The organism is Methanomassiliicoccales archaeon (assembly GCA_026394375.1).
GTDB lineage: Archaea > Thermoplasmatota > Thermoplasmata > Methanomassiliicoccales > UBA472 > JAJRAL01.
The window spans coordinates 87356-103238 of sequence record JAPKYJ010000022.1 but is presented as its reverse complement, the minus strand read 5'-3'; the positions used below and the strand labels follow the sequence as shown (position 1 = coordinate 103238).

Annotated in this window: 17 protein-coding genes and 1 tRNA gene; 11 read left to right on the top strand and 7 right to left on the bottom strand. The window is 59.2% G+C overall.

The features are described from left to right. Window position 1: 1 nt before the first annotated feature. Window positions 2-1462, bottom strand: coding sequence for a pitrilysin family protein (locus tag NT137_06145; protein MCX6652918.1), 1461 nt, complete (start codon window positions 1460-1462; stop codon window positions 2-4). On the opposite strand from NT137_06145, the gene NT137_06140 reads away from it, so the two are divergent. The 5 genes from NT137_06140 to NT137_06120 are packed head-to-tail and all read left to right on the top strand — an operon-like array spanning window position 1431 to window position 4668. Next, on the top strand, window positions 1431-2192 hold the full coding sequence (locus NT137_06140) for a PAC2 family protein (GenBank protein ID MCX6652917.1): 762 nt from the start codon (window positions 1431-1433) through the stop codon (window positions 2190-2192). The genes NT137_06145 and NT137_06140 overlap by 32 nt on opposite strands. 60 nt (window positions 2193-2252) lie before the next feature. Continuing rightward, window positions 2253-2762: a GTP-binding protein gene (locus NT137_06135; protein ID MCX6652916.1), complete on the top strand. Its 510-nt coding sequence runs from the start codon at window positions 2253-2255 to the stop codon at window positions 2760-2762. Window position 2763: 1 nt separating this feature from the next. After that, window positions 2764-3708 (top strand): DUF835 domain-containing protein, encoded by a 945-nt coding sequence (locus NT137_06130; protein ID MCX6652915.1) that lies wholly within the window; start codon window positions 2764-2766, stop codon window positions 3706-3708. Between the two features lie 49 nt (window positions 3709-3757). Further along, a complete protein-coding gene (locus NT137_06125) occupies window positions 3758-4228 on the top strand; it encodes a pyruvoyl-dependent arginine decarboxylase (GenBank protein MCX6652914.1) in 471 nt (156 codons plus the stop codon). Continuing rightward, window positions 4228-4668: a DUF1922 domain-containing protein gene (locus tag NT137_06120; GenBank protein ID MCX6652913.1), complete on the top strand. Its 441-nt coding sequence runs from the start codon at window positions 4228-4230 to the stop codon at window positions 4666-4668. Before NT137_06125 ends, NT137_06120 begins: the two co-directional genes overlap by 1 nt. On the opposite strand, the gene NT137_06115 is transcribed toward NT137_06120, so the two are convergent. The 3 genes from NT137_06115 to NT137_06105 form a co-directional block, all read right to left on the bottom strand. After that, window positions 4640-5737 (bottom strand): transglutaminase-like domain-containing protein, encoded by a 1098-nt coding sequence (locus NT137_06115; protein ID MCX6652912.1) that lies wholly within the window; start codon window positions 5735-5737, stop codon window positions 4640-4642. The two genes, NT137_06120 and NT137_06115, sit on opposite strands and share 29 nt — an antisense overlap. Window positions 5738-5759: 22 nt before the next feature. Then, on the bottom strand, window positions 5760-6470 hold the full coding sequence (locus NT137_06110) for a hypothetical protein (GenBank protein ID MCX6652911.1): 711 nt from the start codon (window positions 6468-6470) through the stop codon (window positions 5760-5762). 62 nt (window positions 6471-6532) lie between these two features. Then, on the bottom strand, window positions 6533-8422 hold the full coding sequence (locus NT137_06105) for a phosphoadenosine phosphosulfate reductase family protein (protein ID MCX6652910.1): 1890 nt from the start codon (window positions 8420-8422) through the stop codon (window positions 6533-6535). Between the two features lie 134 nt (window positions 8423-8556). Between NT137_06105 and NT137_06100 the strand changes: the two genes are divergently transcribed. After that, window positions 8557-9201, top strand: a complete 645-nt coding sequence (locus NT137_06100) for a site-2 protease family protein (GenBank protein ID MCX6652909.1) — start codon at window positions 8557-8559, stop codon at window positions 9199-9201. A 4-nt stretch (window positions 9202-9205) separates the two neighbouring features. Here NT137_06100 and NT137_06095 read toward each other — a convergent pair whose 3' ends face one another. Next, window positions 9206-10639: an FAD-binding oxidoreductase gene (locus tag NT137_06095; GenBank protein MCX6652908.1), complete on the bottom strand. Its 1434-nt coding sequence runs from the start codon at window positions 10637-10639 to the stop codon at window positions 9206-9208. A 317-nt stretch (window positions 10640-10956) separates the two neighbouring features. Here NT137_06095 and NT137_06090 point away from each other — a divergent pair, with 317 nt between their 5' ends. Together NT137_06090 and NT137_06085 are read left to right on the top strand one after the other, a co-directional pair. Further along, window positions 10957-11631 carry a RimK-like ATPgrasp N-terminal domain-containing protein gene (locus NT137_06090; GenBank protein ID MCX6652907.1) on the top strand — a complete coding sequence of 225 codons (675 nt, stop codon included), beginning with the start codon at window positions 10957-10959 and terminating at the stop codon, window positions 11629-11631. Then, the gene (locus tag NT137_06085; protein ID MCX6652906.1) at window positions 11624-12499 is read left to right on the top strand and encodes a RimK family alpha-L-glutamate ligase; all 876 of its coding nucleotides are present in this window, start codon (window positions 11624-11626) and stop codon (window positions 12497-12499) included. Before NT137_06090 ends, NT137_06085 begins: the two co-directional genes overlap by 8 nt. On the opposite strand, the gene NT137_06080 is transcribed toward NT137_06085, so the two are convergent. Beyond that, window positions 12500-13036: a GNAT family protein gene (locus NT137_06080; GenBank protein ID MCX6652905.1), complete on the bottom strand. Its 537-nt coding sequence runs from the start codon at window positions 13034-13036 to the stop codon at window positions 12500-12502. Beyond that, window positions 13023-13574, bottom strand: a complete 552-nt coding sequence (locus tag NT137_06075; GenBank protein MCX6652904.1) for a GNAT family protein — start codon at window positions 13572-13574, stop codon at window positions 13023-13025. The genes NT137_06080 and NT137_06075 overlap by 14 nt, the downstream gene beginning before the upstream one ends. A gap of 176 nt (window positions 13575-13750) precedes the next feature. Between NT137_06075 and NT137_06070 the strand changes: the two genes are divergently transcribed. The 3 genes from NT137_06070 (at window position 13751) to NT137_06060 (ending at window position 15802) form a co-directional block, all read left to right on the top strand. After that, a complete protein-coding gene (locus tag NT137_06070) occupies window positions 13751-14383 on the top strand; it encodes an adenylate kinase (GenBank protein MCX6652903.1) in 633 nt (210 codons plus the stop codon). An 83-nt stretch (window positions 14384-14466) separates the two neighbouring features. Next, window positions 14467-14542: transfer RNA gene (locus tag NT137_06065), tRNA-Gln, on the top strand. Window positions 14543-14644: 102 nt separating this feature from the next. After that, window positions 14645-15802 carry a formate--phosphoribosylaminoimidazolecarboxamide ligase family protein gene (locus tag NT137_06060; protein ID MCX6652902.1) on the top strand — a complete coding sequence of 386 codons (1158 nt, stop codon included), beginning with the start codon at window positions 14645-14647 and terminating at the stop codon, window positions 15800-15802. Window positions 15803-15883: the final 81 nt, after the last annotated feature.

Here is a 15883-nt window from a genome sequence, read left to right as displayed (position 1 = left end):
CTTAGAAGTCAAGCGTCTGCAAGCGCTCCACGATGCCTTTCCCTTCTTTCCCGTTGCCGTGCAGGACCAGTCCCATGTTCTTCCGCTGCAGCAATTCCCCGGCGGACCTGGCTAGGTCCTCTTCCTTCACCGCTTCGACCCGCTTGAGCACCTGCTCCACCGTAAGCGGCTTGCCCACCTGCAGGTAGGCCTCCCCTAGGAAGAACATGCGGTGCTCGGGGGAGGACTCCAAGCGCCGCACGATCATGCCCTTGGTCCAGCGCTTGGCCCGCTCCAGTTCACCTTTCTCCAGTCCATCTTCCTTGAGAGCCCTCAGCTCGGAGGCGATGACCCGCATGACCTTCTCTGTGTTCTCAGAAGAGGTGGAGAAGAAGAAACCGGTCGCGCCCACGTCGGTGTGGGCGTAGGTCATCGAGTATATGGAATAGACGAGGCCGTTCTCCTCTCGCACTTTCTGGTAGAGTCTGGAGGAGGTGCCGGCCCCCAGCACCCCGCCGACCAGGCTGTTGACGTAGCGGTCCGCGTGCGAGGCGTTGACCCCGGGAAAGGCCATGGCCACGTACACCTGGTCCCCTTCGCGCGGAAAGAGCTCGATGCCTGGGCGGAAGACAGGCGTGATGCGTTCTTTCCTCGGTCTGGCTCTCGGAAGCTCGTCGAAACGCTGGGTAGTCCATTCCACCACCTGCTCCACCTCCACCTGACCGGTCGCCACCACCACCATGTTCGGAGGACGATAGTTGCCCTCGAAGAAGACCTTGACCTTGGCCCGGTCCAACGTGTTGACACATTTGACGTAGCCAGCCTCCGGGTCGGCCATGGGATTGCCTTTCCAGACCGCCTTCATCAATAGATCGTGGCTGTAGGTGTCCGGATCGTCCTCGGACATCCGGATCTCCTGCGTCACCACCTTTTTCTCCGTCTCAATATCCTTGGCATCGATTGACGGCTCGCAGATGATCTCAGCCAACATCTCCTGAGCCACGGGGAAGGTCTCTTCCAGGGTGGAGACGTAGTAGGAGGTGATCTCCTTGGTGGTGTAGCCGTTCATCTCACCCCCCGCCGCCTCGATCTCTTGCGACATCTGCCTTGAAGATCGCTTAGCCGTGCCCTTGAAAAGGAGATGCTCGAGAAGGTGGGCTATGCCGTGCTGCCTCTCCGGCTCGTCCCTCGATCCCACGGCCACGTCCACGGCCACCGCCGACGCCTTGGACCAGGGGAGCACATCCACCAGGACCGGGATCCCTCCAGGGGTCGTCTCCACCCGCATCTCCTCCACCCTCTTCGTCGTGTCCCTTCCTCGGGCGTAGTTACACAAGGTGCGCGATTTGAAGCTATGGGTTTGCCTGCCCAGGCTGAAGAAGAACCCATCCAGGAGGCTCCGGGAAGGGTATTTGTATCTCTGACGCTCAATGGTCCACGGAGGCGAGAGTATGGAGAACGGAATGCTGCTGCATGAGTACAAGAAGATCAGCTTTCGGAGGCCGATGGTCATCGTGGGATTCCCGAGCGTGGGGCTGGTGAGCTCCATAGCCGCGAACTTCGTGGTGAGGAGCATGAAGTTGGAGAGGATCGCCACCATCCTCTCACCGGATTTCCCACCCTATGCCATAGTGCACGAGGGCGTGGCTTTGCCCCCGGTACGCATCTATGCCGGGCAGAGACAATGTGACGACCGGGGGGAGGAATGCGAGGAGCTCATCGTCGTCACCTCGGAGTTCATGCCTGCGCCCAACCTCATCCTGCCCCTGGTCGGGACCATACTGGACTGGTGCAAGAGCAATGAGGCGAACACCATCGTGGTCTTGGAAGGCAGGAACGTGGGGGACGCTCCGGAGAAGCATGAGATCGCGGCCGTGGCCACAGGAGAGAAATGCCGCAAGATGCTGGAAACCTATGGGCTGAAAGAATTCAAAGAGGGAATGGTGAGCGGTCTGTCCGGCGTCCTGCTTTACGAAGGGGAGAGGGCCGGCATGGACGTCATCTGCTTGCTCGGGCCGGCCCGATTGGACTATCCGGATGCTCGCGGCGCAGCTCGGCTGATCGAGCACGTGGCGAAGATGTTGCCCGAGCTGAAGCTCGATCCGGAGCCGTTGTTCAAGGAGGCAGAAGGCATCGAGAAGGAGATGAAGGCGGCCATGGAGAGCATGCGGCAGCAGGCCCGTCGGCCGGACGAATCGGTGCTCTATGGCTAAGTGCCATATGGAACACCAGCCAAGCGTTAAATAGCGCACACAGGGATACTTCGAACCAGCATGGAGCGGAAGCGTTACATCAGGAAGGTCTGCCTGCTCGGGGACGGCGGAGTGGGAAAGACCAGCCTGGTGCATAGGTTCGTGGAGGACGTCTTCAACGACAAATACATCGTCTCCTTCGGCACCAAGGTGTCGAAGAAGGTGCTGGTTTTCGAGGACGTCGAACTGACCCTGATGATCTGGGACGTGCTCGGCCAGAAGGGAGATGACTCGCTGCACGCCGCCTACTACAAAGGAGCGAACGGCGCCCTGCTGGTGGGGGACATGACCCGACCAGAGACGATGGAGCATCTAAAGGGATGGAGGGACGATTTCCTCAAAGTGGAGAAGGACGCCCGACTGGTCTTGGCCGGCAACAAGGCCGACCTGGAGGCCAGACTGACCGAGGATGAACTGGGTTCTCTGGCACAGGAACTGGGAGCGGACCTGGTCCGCACCAGCGCTTTGACGGGCGAGGGCGTGCAGGAGACTTTCGATAGATTGGGAAGGAAGCTCATGGGAGGTGCCTGAGGTGCCGACGTACAACCCGTTCTTCGTCATGCCCGGGTCAGCGTTGCTGGACCTGAGGGAGGAACTGGAGCTCATCGAGGACAAGGAGGCCGCCCAGACCCTGGCCCGCTATGGCTACCGGGCGGGAGTGGGGCTGATCAAGGCCTTGGGCGTGGAGACGAGGTCCACGGATGAGCTCAAGGACATGCTCCCCCAAATATGGTCGGAGACCGGGTTGAGCAGGATGAGGGTGGAGAGCGCCTCGGAGGACGAGATCAGGATCGCCTTCGAGGAATCGATAGAGGCGACGAAGGGAAGGAAGTGCGATTTCACCCGCGGCTATCTGTCCGGAGTGGTATCCACGCTGCTCAGGAGAAGATTCTCTTCCACCGAGAGCGAATGCATCGCCCAAGGAAAGGAGAGATGTGTGCATGTCCTGCTTCCGGTGGAGGAGGGGACGCAAGCGGCCGAGAAGCCTGTGCGAACCCCTTCGAAGTTCGAACTGGAGCGAGGGTATTCCTATCTGATCGAGTCCGAGGACCCCTACGCCGGCTTCGATGTCTTTGTGGACCTGGTCTCTCACGGAGCCACGGGAATGAGCATCGTGCGCGAATATCCAGAGAAGCTCAAGAAGCGCTTCGACCTCGGCCCCCCCTACATCTGGCTGTCCTACGAACGCGACATCAAGTACGCCCGGGAGCCGACGAACGTCCCGCTCATCTACTCGGAGGTGAAGAGCTTCCTCGATGAGGCGGAGGGGGGTGTGGTCCTGATCTCCGGACTGGAGTACCTCGTCAGCCAGAACACGTTCATCAAGGTGCTCAAATTCCTGCAGCTACTGAACGAGAATGTGGCCGTTAAGGATGCGGTGCTGCTATTGCCCCTCAGTCCCCAGGCGTTGAACACACACGAGGTCAAGATGCTAGAACGGGAGATGCGCATCTTCCGGTCGGACGGCGAAAAATAGTCCACCCTAGGGATAGACTTAAATTTCGCAATGGATTTACTTGGCCACTATGAACCTAGTCCCCAAGAAGTTCTTCATCACTTCTGGTTGCGCCGTGAGCAAGATCTCTGACCTCAACGCGTTCGATGAGGCTTTGAAGTGCGCAAGGATCGGAGAGCAGAACCTGGTCTCGGTTTCATCCGTGCTGCCCATCGGTGCCAAGCAGGTACCGGCCCGGGAAATGCCCATGGGCACGGTCACCTTCTGTGTACTGGCCCAGATGCGAGGGGGCGAAGGTGAGATGATCTCCGCCGGCATCGCCTACGCCTTCTGCAAGGACGGCAAAGGAGGATACGTCGCGGAAGGACATATGCACGGCACGAAGAAAGCCCTCAAGGAAGTCCTGGAGTGGAAGATGAGCGAGATGGCCAAGCTGCGCGGCATCGAGCTGCGCACCATCCACTATGCCATCGAGGAATTGTCCGTCCCCATGGACCATTACGGTGCTTGCATAGGCGCCTGCGTCTTCGTCGAGTATTGATGTTCGGCGTGGTGGTCTGCCCCAAGTGCCAGCGGGCTCGGGGCGTGAGACTGGGTTCGGCCCGAGCGAAGTGCGTGCACTGTGGTCATTCCATCGACCTCTCCAAGGCGAGGGTTTTCTACCGCACGGACTCCGAGCAGGAGCTGGCCGCCGCGGTCAAGAAGATGATGGAGAAGCTCGCCCAAGGCGTGGAAGGCATGCAGACGGAGAAGAAGAGGCGCCGCTCCCCCCCTCCGAAGGAGGATAGGGTGCATTTGGTCGAGGAGGAGCTGAGGGCCATCGCTCAGGAGCTGACCGAGAAGCAAGGCCTCTTCACACCGGAACAGTTCATGAGGCGCGTCGGTCTGAAGAGCGCGGAGGACGCGCAGGACCTCCTGGAGACGATGCTCTCCGAAGGAGTGATCCTGGAACCTAGGCCGGAACGGTATCGGACCGCCTGATCTCGGCCATGGCCATATTCTGGAACGGGTTCAGGTCGACGAGCCGTATGAACTCCGAGGAGTCGTGGTGCATCAGGCTCACGTAGCTCTCGCTGTAGATCGGCCCATCACCGATAGAATAGGTGCCCGGCTCGTATGAACAGTAGAAGGAGAAATAGTAGTCGCGCAGGTGCTCCCCGTTACCGTCGTCCGTGTAGTCCACGTACCGATTGGGGGACCATATCAAGAACTCCCTGTTCACGGTGTCGATGGTGACATATTCCCCGCTGCCGCCTTTGAGCGGGATGTATGTCTGGACCCAGCCATGCCCGCCCCATTTGTTGCCGGAACTGCTGTATAGAGCCCCCAGCTGCACCCAGGCCGGGATTCCGGATGCCCTGGCAAGGGCGCAGAAAAGCATGGCCTGGTCGTCGCAATCGCCCACCTTGCTCGCCAGGGTGTCGACGCTGCTCTGGGAATCGCGGTCCGCCGAGCCTTGCGGGTAGCGGATGTTGCCTATGACCCATCGATAGATCGATTCCAGGGCGTGGTGCACGTTCTGCTCCCCCTGGACTAGGTCCTGTGCCTGGGTCTGGATGCCTGGATCGTTCACCACGATCATCCATTCGTCTCCCGAGTACCTAGACACCAGCGGGGCAGGTATGTCAGAGATGTTGAGCGATTCCGTGCTGGCACATGACCAGACCTTGGCCTCCACCCGAAGATCGAAGGTGACCCTGACGGTGGATCTCTGCGAGCCTTGAAGGACGTCATGCTCCCAAACGGCCCATTCCATTCCTGCCTTTGACAAGAAGGTGGGAGCGGGATCATAGACCACATTCGAAACGAACTGCACTTGCCCGGTCCGGTTGACATCGGACAGGACCGGCACGTCGATGGTGAAGTTGTTCACCGTACCTCCATTCGCATCCACGATCAGGTCCCTCTGCACCCGGTACTCACTGTAGGTGGGAATGCGTTTCTGGAAGAACATTGCCAGCAGGTTCTGCATCACAGGGATCAGCAAGATGGCCACTACGACCAGGATGGCCACCGCCGCCACGATCGCGATCTTCCCCCGTTTGTTCATCTGACCGCCAACACTGGCCAAGCTAGGCCTTGTTCAGCTTTCTTGCTTTCTTCTGATATCGCGCCACTTCGTTCGCCACCATGTCCGGGATGAGCCGATCGTGCACGTACCAGTAGTAGTAGGCAACGATACCCGTGGCAGCGGCGAGGAAGAGGTAGTTGAGGCCTGTGCCTATCCAGAAGTACCCGATCATGACCAGGTTGAAAGCGATGTGGACCATGGTAGCCTGAGAGAAGTAGCCGAAGGGCAGACCTCGGGCCACCCCGGCACCGATGGTGGCCCCGGTCGAACCGTGCAGCAGGGAGAATTGCACCGCTATGAGGATGAGGATGAGATAGTCCAACGCATTGAGCTTGCCCACTTGGTTGCTCAAGACGAAGAATACGTTCCCAAAAGCCAACGTGCCTCCCATTCCGAGCCCTAGGGTGAGGCCGTAGAACTGCGTGTCCAGTTTTTTCTGGAATGACTTGTAGTTCAAGATGACCAGCTTGACGAGCTCTTCGATGACTGCGAAGAGCAAAGCGACCAGCACGAAGGAGAGGTCGAACATCATCTCCACGAAGAAGAGCACGGCACCTAGCACCAGCCCTACCGCCAGGATGAAGAAGACCCGGCGGTCATCGAAGAACGGCTTCTCCACCGCCGGATAGGTGTAGTCCTTGAGGGTCCAATACATAAGCGCCAGTGCCGGCCCCAGGCCGATGGCCCCGGCGATGAGCATGTCGAAGTTCATTTCTCGCCCCTCTCAGCGCGTTTCCCTACTTAATCCTGCTCTTTTGCGCGATGCCCCTTGGATCAGGTGACCAGCTTGTCGTAATAGTGGGCGACGACACAGGCCTCGGTGCACTTGCCGCACTGCGAGCAGAGCTCCTCATCCACCAATGGACCATCCTTCAAGGTGATGGCCCTTCGTTTGCAGTTCTTGACACAGATGCCGCACATGGTGCATAGCTCCGCCCGCAAGAAGGCCTTCACTCCCGCTTCGAAGGCATTCGCCGCCTTCTCCGGCGTCGCCCCTGTGGCCACGACCTGTCCTCCTCCGAACGCCTTGATCGTGGCCTCGTTCCCTTTGGTCAGGGCGATCTCGTACTCCTCCGAGCATCTGGTCTTGCCCACCGTCTTAAGCACCTCAGCCACCCGAAGGAAAGGCCGCCTTCGAGGCACGGCTATGACCCCTTCTATCGAGTAGCCACCAGTGATGCAAGGACTGATCCCCTTGACCATGGTCAGCTTGAGGCGGTCCGCCCGCTGCTTCGGCACCTGTAGCTTGAGGTTCTCTGCCAGCAGTCGCATCTTCGCCGGGAGCACCTTCCAGCGCCAAAAGCCGTACCTGACGAAATCATCCGAACCCCCGCTCTCCTTCGCCCAGGCCCGCAGGTGCTCGGTCCACTGCCTATGCAGATCGGGATGGATGTCCTTGGTCGTGCGCCACTCGCTCGCAAGGCATGAGGGGCAGAGGTAGCAGCCGATGCGTTCGAAATCCTGCTCGTAGAGGGGGTTGTACTCCAATCCCTTCCACCAGATGTAGGCCCAGACGTCCGCCGCTATCCAGCCTCGAATGGGATTGAGCACCACCTGGTTAGGGACGAAGGGGTTCCGCTCCACGAACTCCATGCCTGAGCGGGCGAAGGACTCGAGGGCGCGGTTCCCCTCTATCGTGATCGTGCCTTCCGCATAGGTCCGCTCGATGATATCGGTGAGGGGCGCAAGCTTGCACACCTTGCAGCACCAGCGGAAGTCCTTCGCCGGAGGTCCGAATGCCTCCACCTGCTCCCAGAAGATCGATCCTGCGTTGGCTTCCAGCAACTTGTCGCCGTGAGCCAAGGCGAACTCGTGCACGTATCGGATGGTCTCCGGGAACTCCAGCCCGGTGTTGACGAAGACGAGGGTCAGGTCCTTGACCGCTTTCTTGGCCAGCCCGTAGCAGGCCAGTGAATCCTTGCCCCCGCTGAAGGAAAGGGTCACGGGCAGCTTCTGCTGGCTGACGAAGGACTTGATGTCACTGACGCCTTTGGATTCCATGACCTTCAGATGTTCGATGTTCGCTTCGACGAAGGCCCGCGCCTTGCTCTTGCCTGCTTCCCAAGCACCCTCGGCGTTGGCGGCGCCGGCGATGTGCACCGTCTTCTCTGCCGTCCTCAGCTGCGAGGAAGAGACGCGGGCGCTCGCCGCGCATACGAGATTGCCAGTGAGCGCGATAAGGGGGTCTCCGGCGGAGAAGTCGCCGTTCGCCTCCAGCACTTGGTCACCGGCTAGATTCTTCCCTTGTAAGTGTCCTCCCAGGGGCTTGAGCTTGACGATGCCTTTCTTGGCATGCTTGAACAGCAGCAGCGCCCCGTCCTCTTTCAGATCGAGAAGGAGCTCTTGTCGTTGAACGTCGAAGCGCAGCACGGCGATGGTCCGCCCCTGAACGATGACCTCGTCCACCCGGTCCTCACCGGCGACCTTGTTCAGGAAAATTGCCACGCCGTTCAACCTCTCGCCGCAGCGGAAATGCTTCTCCACCAGCCTTCGGAGTTGATCCGCGCTTCCCGTGAGCGCCGGTCGGATGTCCCCGGGCCTGGAGACACTGAACTCACGCCCAGACGATGAGCAGATGGAACATTTTTGCCCGAGCAATAGGGTGTTGCAGTGATCGCACCAACGGTAGGTGACCTTGCCGTGCCTGGGGTCGCTGTGTGCCATGATATTTTCCGATTAGGCATGCCCCTACTTCAAGCTATGCAGATTCGCATAGTGATGACCTGGCATTGCCGATACGAAGGAGCATAGGGCTAAATAGCGAGGCCCGCCATCAGGCGAAAAAGGTAAGCGGAAAGATGTACGACGAATACGGCGCTCTGCGTGTATCATCGGGCAAAAGCAAGATCAGGTTCGGGCGAGTGGAGATCAGGCACATGGTCATCGCGGTGCTAGCTCTCACCCTGGCATTCACCGTGGTGTATCTTCAAGGCTATGGGCTCTGGGGTTCTCTCCCGGCGATTGTGGAGCTATTCGCGGTCTCGGGCATCGCTGTGGTTACTGGTTTCCTTCTGCACGAGCTGATGCACAAGTTCGTGGCGCAACGATACGGCGCCTGGGCGGAGTTTCGCATCTTCCCCTTCGGTCTGCTGATGGCCATCGTCTTCTCTTTCCTCGGTTTCGTGTTCGCTGCGCCTGGAGCGGTCTACATCCAAGGGAGGCTCACCCGCAGGCAGAACGGTCTGATCAGCCTAGCTGGTCCTGGAACCAACTTGATCATCGGAGGGAGTGCGCTGGCGGCCTGGTACCTGCTTCCAGAGTCGGGGATCGTTTCCTTTGTGCTCTATTTCGTTGGATCGGTGAACGCCATTCTAGCGCTTTTCAACCTGCTGCCAATACCACCCCTCGACGGCTCGAAGGTGCTCAGCTGGAACATCCCCATCTACATCGCCGCCCTGGCGGCGTCGGCAGTCATGTTCGCAGTGTCCTTCCGATTGATCTGATGGCCTAGGCCTGGTATCGTTCGCAGGGATAGCGCAACTTGGTGAGAATGCTCCCCTGCCACTGCATAATCTTGCCCGGGTTCAGGATGTTGTTGGGGTCCAGAGCGTGCTTGATCGCCAGCATCGTCTGCAGGGTGGATGCCCGCTCCTTCTGCATGTACGGTGCCTTGGATATGCCCACGCCATGCTCTCCCGTCACCGTGCCGCCTAGCGAAATGACCGCGTCGAACACCTGTCCCACCGCTTTCTCTCCCCTCTGCCAGTCGTCCGCCGATGTCGGATCGAGGAGCATTTTCGTATGTAGATTGCCATCGGCGGCGTGACCGTAAGTGCCGATGATGACCCCGTTCTCCTTGGCTATCCCCTGGAACGCCACCACCGCCTCCGGGATGCGAGAGATCGGCACCGCCATGTCGTCCGCCAACGAGACCGAGACGAGGCCGGTCCCGTAGCGGCTGAGCGAGGACATGATGCTCTTGCGGCCATAGGTCCACTTGGCCATCTGCTTGGGGTCGGCGGAGAGCTCCACGCTCTTGGCCCCTACCTCCCAGCATAGCTGCTGCACCATCGTCGATTCCTTCTCCACCATCTCCGGTTCCCCGTCCACCTCGATCATGCACAGCGCTTCCACGTCCGGGAAGCCCGCCTTGACGGTCTTGTTCACCGCCTTGATGCAGGTGGAGTCCATGAGCTCGATGGCCGAGGGAATGATAGGCTTGGCGATTATGCTGGAGACGCATCTACCAGCGAGCTCGAGGGTCTCGAAGGCCGCCACGATCATGGCCGCTTTCTTCGGTTTGGGAACGATGCGCAGTGTGGCCTTGGTGATGACGCCCAGCGTTCCTTCGCTTCCCACGAATAATCGTTCCAGCTGATAACCGGAGGCGTTCTTGAGCGTCCTGCCACCAACTTGGATGACCTCGCCGTCCGCCAGCACCACCTCCAATCCAAGAACGTAGTCCCGGATGGCGCCGTACTTGATGGCCCTCATGCCCGAGGCGTTCGTGGCCACCATGCCCCCCATGGTGCAGGCCTCCCCACTGCCTGGTGCCGTGGGAATGGAGAACTTGTGTGGGGCCAGAGCTTCCATCAAACGGTCATAGATTACCCCGGCCTCGCAAACGCATAGCAGATCCTCGACCCTAACCTCGAGGATGCGGTCCATCCTCGTCATGTCCAAGACCATGCCGCCTTCCAATGGCACCGCGCTGCCGCAGAGCCCTGTCCCCGCTCCCCGGGGGACGACTGGCACGCGCTCATCATTGGCGAGATGCAGAAGCTGGGATACCTGTTGCGTGGAGTCCGGTCGCACCACCACCTCGGGCGATCTGTGATGGATGGAAGAGTCGAAACCGTAGGTGTACAGGTCCGCCGATCTGGTGGAGCAATTGCTTTCACCCACGATCTCCGCTATCCGCCCGAGAACCCGCGGCTCCAATGATTCACCTTTTGGCGAATCCACTTCGCTCTATTAAATCCTGGGCAGCGGGTAGTGCATCGCGTCGCGATGTATGCGCAGGAGGACTGGACTAGAAAGCTTTTTAACTAGACGTGCTGAATAGCGGTCCGCTCAATCCGGCCGTGATATCAAATGGAAGAAAGCAGTTCCGAATCCGAAGATGGTGATAGTAGTAAACGACGGCCCGTCACGCGGGCCACTGGTTCTCATGCATGCGTGATTCGGTTCAGGGATGAGTTCTCGCACGACGCACTGCCTGGTGGAGCTACTTCCTGCGAGGGACTGGCGACCGGCCTATGAAGCGAAAGGCCGAGCGTTTCCTCAAGGAGGACGAGATCGTCTCTCTGCCAATGGACGAGTGCACGCACATCGTGAGCGAGAACCATTTCTACAAGAGCGAGGGCTACTACGCCCTGGTCAAGAACGAGGTCAATGGAGTGAACACCTTGCCTCGCAGCAGCGACGTGATCGATGCCTACGTGGTGCCGATATGCCTGGAGAAGGCGAAGCTGGAGGGTATGGACGTCTGCGACTGGGAGATCTCCTATTCCTATGCACCCGCTCCGTGCATCGTTTACGGCATGAACTACTTCTCCACACCGGATGAGTACATGGTGGCCCATGACCCTGAACAGGTCCGAAGGGCGGTCAAGCATACCACCAACAGCGGCCGTTATCCATTCTGCTACCAGCCGCTGTTGCCGGGAGAGGAACCTCTCAAGATCGCGGCGGTCTTCGGTAGACTGGCCACGGAAGGAGATGAGCAACTTGCCGCCTTGGCAAGGAGAACCTACGAGGTCTTCCGCATCCCTTTGGTGAGCATCGTGTACGTGAACCGGGAGGGCAAACCCTTGCTTTCGTCTATGGGCCCGGTCAAATACTCCAAGCTCGGACGACGGGAGCGAGAGGTCCTTGGTCAATATCTGCAGGCCAAGTGGCAACCCTTCCAAGGAGAGGGTGAGAGTGGCTAGTCTGGGAATATTCGTGAACCGACAGACCGTGGCTTCAGGAAATCAGCTGCACTCCCTCATCAAATGCCGCGACGCCGCCGAGGACCTCGGGCACAATGCCGATTTCATCTTCCCTACGGAGATAAAGAAGGTCCTCAAGACCGATGGTCTCTTCATTCGTCACAATACCGACCCTCTGAACATGGCCTTCGTGGCGGCGAAAATGGCTAGTCTGCACAACATCCCGGTCATCGACGATCCGAGCTCGATCCAGATCTGCGCGGACAAGATCAACATGTACTACCATCTGATGAAGAACGGAGTGCCGATCCCGCGCACCGAGTTCATCGGGCGCAAGGACGTCTGCCCTCAGAGGGCCACCGAGCTCTTCGATCGCTGGGGCACCCCCCTGGTGCTCAAGGAGCCGGGCACGAGCTTCTCCGCCCGGGTGGAGAAGGCCAATGACGCCGATGAGTTCGTTCGCCTCGGGAAGCGCTTCTCCCGCCTCTCGGACATCATCGTGGCCCAGGAGTTCATTCGCTCCAGCTACGACTGGCGCATCGGGGTGCTGGACGGACAGCTGCTCTATGCCTGCAAGTATCACATCCCGCCGGAGACGTTCAAGATCCAGGCCTCGGTGAACGGCCACATCGTCTACTGCCGCACGGAGAGCGTGCCGATGGACCATATCCCCTCGTCCGTGCTAGAGACAGGGCTGAAGGCGGCCCGGTCCATCGGCGGCGGCCTGTACGGAGTCGACCTCAAGGAGTCCCAGGGAAAGGTGTACGTGATAGAGGTCAACGACAATCCTTCCCTGGATGACGGAGAGGATGACCATTACCCGGGCATCTATCACCGCATCGTGCGCAAGCTTCTGGAATCGAACTGATCAATCCTGCAGGGGATGCATCTTCCGCCATTCGTTCCTGAGGATCGACATCACGACGTCGTCGGTGAACCTGCCGTCCTTGAAGCGGTTGTGGCGGAGCACCCCTTCCTTGCGGAAGCCACACTTGCGGTAGCACTTCTGCGCTCGCTCGTTGTCCCCATCGGCGTAGAGCCAGATCCTCTCCGTGTTCAGTTCGTCGAACATGTAACCAAGGATGACGACGAGGGCGTCGGTGCCATACCCCTTGCTCCAGTAGTCCTTCTCGCCGATGACGATGCCGATGTCGGCCTTGCGATTCGTATGGTCGATGTGGATGATGCCCAGGTTGCCGATCAGCTTGCCCTCCAAGGTCTCGATGCTGAATACCTTCCCCTCAGCGGTCAGCAGGGAAGAGAACCAGCGTTCCTCTTCCTCCATGCCCATGGGCGGGCTGCGCAGCAGGAACTGCGTCACCTCGGGGTCGTTGAACCATTTGACGAAAGAAGGCAGGTCCCCTCGTTCCGGAGCCCTCAGTCGGGTGAGCTTACCCTGAAGCATCCTTCCGCCCCCTGAACTCGTCCTCCAAGATGCTCATGCGCAGCGCATCCCTCCATCTTCCTTTATGGAAGTGGTCGTGCCTCGTCCTCCCCTCCAGCATGAAGCCGCATTTCTTGTAGCAGGATATCGCCCGCTGATTGTATTCCACCACTCGCAAATAGACGCGGTGCAGGTTCTTGACGTTGAAGGCGTGGTCGAGCAGCATCTGGATGGCCTCCGCTCCATGTCCCTTGCCCCACTGCCCCGGCTCTCCGATGACTATGCGTAGCTCGGCCGAAGCGGTGCGGGCGTCGAGGTTCGCCAGGCCTGTGATGCCAATCGCCTCGTCTCCCTTCAGCCTCTGAACGATGAACCAGAGGGCATCCTGATCGTTCACCATGTGCTCCACGATGCGACGCTCCTCCTCCATGGAGACCGCGAAGTACAGGTGTTCTGCGCCCAGGTCCTCCAGTACCCGCTGGTCGTTGAACCAGCGGTAGAGGAGCCAGGCATCCTCTGTCTCCAGTGGCCTCAACCCTACATTCTCACCCTTGAGCATCGGGCTTCAATATTCGGGATCGGTAATAAGCGTTCTCGCTGGAAGAACACCTTGTCCTAGCACCTCCGGGACGCATCGATGGAACTGAGATCGCCCTAAGAGACCGAGAGCGCCTCTGGCAGACCGCGCTCGTTCCCCGTAAAAGGTAATAAACGTGAAGGATGTTTGACCGGCACATGGACCAGAAGATCGTTCTCATGGGGCCGCCCGGCTCTGGCAAGGGCACGCAGACCGAGCGGCTATGCGCAGAGCTCGTTTTCACCAAGATCTCCACCGGGGACCTGTTGAGAGAGGCGGTCCGCCAGGGCTCGCCTCTGGGCCTCAAGGCAAAGGGCTTCATGGACGCGGGAAAACTGGTGCCGAACGAGCTCGTCATCGACCTCATCAAGGAGAAGATGAAAACGGTGAAGGGAGGGGTCGTCCTGGACGGTTTCCCTCGTAACCTAGAACAGGCGCAGATGCTGGACAAGATCACGAAGGTGGACCTGGCCATCGACCTGCAGGTGAATGAGGAGAATCTTGTGAAGAGGTTGACCATGAGGCGGACATGCAAGAACTGCGCTGCCGTCTTCCACTTGGAGTTCAATCCGCCCAAGGTCGCAGGCAGGTGCGACAAGTGCGGAGGAGAGCTCTACCAGCGCACAGACGATACGGAGAAGACGGTGCGTGAGAGGCTGAAGGTGTACAAAGAGTCCACCCTTCCCCTGGTCGAGTACTACAAGAGAAAGAACGTTCTCAAGACCGTGGACGCAGAGGGTGACATCGCGGAAGTGTATGTCCGCCTGGCGAAGGCGGTCAAGGGGAAGTGAGGACGCTTTCCCAGCGTCGCTCGGTTGCTGGACCGCCCTTAAGCAAAAAGTTAATTAGCAGTAATATTTTAGCGAGCAAGCGCAGCCCCGTAGTGTAGCGGTCAATCATGCGGGACTCTGGATCCTGCGACGGCAGTTCGAATCTGCCCGGGGCTACCACTTCTCTTCCCCCAAGGCTGCTGAAGGGCAGCTATCATTCCAATGATGCGCGGCAACAATCTATAAAGCGTTCTGAGTTTGTCTGAGGGGAGAGGGAAGTGCGTGATCGACCGGGACAAGGTGCTCGACAACCTACGCAGATACAGGCCAGACAAGATCAAGATCGGAGTGCTTGGCTCCCATTCTGCCTTGGACGTTTGTGATGGCGCGGTGGACGAGGGATTTCGCAGCCTGGCGGTCTGTCAGGAAGGAAGGGAGAAGACCTATTCCGTGTATTTCCGAGCGCACCGGGACATCGGCGGGGAGCTGGTTCGGGGGATGGTGGACGATGTCATCGTTCTCAAGAGGTTCAAGGACATCATGAATCCAGATGTGCAGCGACAGATGGTGCGAGACCATGTCCTCTTCGTGCCCAATCGTTCATTCACCTCCTATTGCGGCATGGATGCGGTGGAGAACGATTTTGAAGTGCCTCTCATAGGCAGCAGGAACCTGCTGCGCTCGGAGGACCGGGGGTTCGAGCGCGACTATTACTGGCTGCTAGAACAGGCTGGCCTTCCCTATCCCAAGAAGGTCGCTCGGCCAGAAGATATCGACCGTCTCACCATAATCAAGCTTCATCACGCCAAGAAGAAGTTGGAGAGGGGCTTCTTCACCGCTTCCTCGTTCGATGAGTACGAGCAGAAGTCCAAGCAGCTCATCGACCAAGGGGTCATCGATCAGGAGACGCTCTCGCAGGCAAGGATGGAGGAGTACATCATCGGACCGGTGTTCAATCTGGACTTCTTCTATTCGCCGCTCGAGGACCACTGCAGCAAGATCGAGCTGCTGGGCATCGATTGGCGCTTCGAGAGCTCGCTTGACGGCCATGTCAGACTGCCAGCGGCGCAACAGCTCGCGCTCAACGAGAAGCAGATGGTGCCCGAATACACGGTCTGCGGGCACAACTCGGCCACCCTGAGGGAATCGTTGCTGGAGAACGCCTTCGAGCTGGCGGAGAGGTTCGTGAAGGTCACACAGGAACAATACGCTCCGGGCATCATCGGGCCATTCTGCCTGCAGACCTGCGTGGACAAGGACCTCAACTTCTTCATCTACGACGTCGCGCCGCGCATCGGAGGGGGGACGAACGTGCACATGAACGTGGGTCATTCCTACGGCAACGCGCTCTGGCGTCGAGAGATGAGCACTGGGCGTCGCCTTGCCAAAGAGGTCCGCATCGCCATTGCCGAGGAGCGGCTCGAAGACATCGTCACCTAGGACGTACTAGGATACATGTCAAAGTGGGTTCTACCCATCCTATCGATGCGCTGTGCTCTGCCTTTCGAGAGCGAGCCAGCA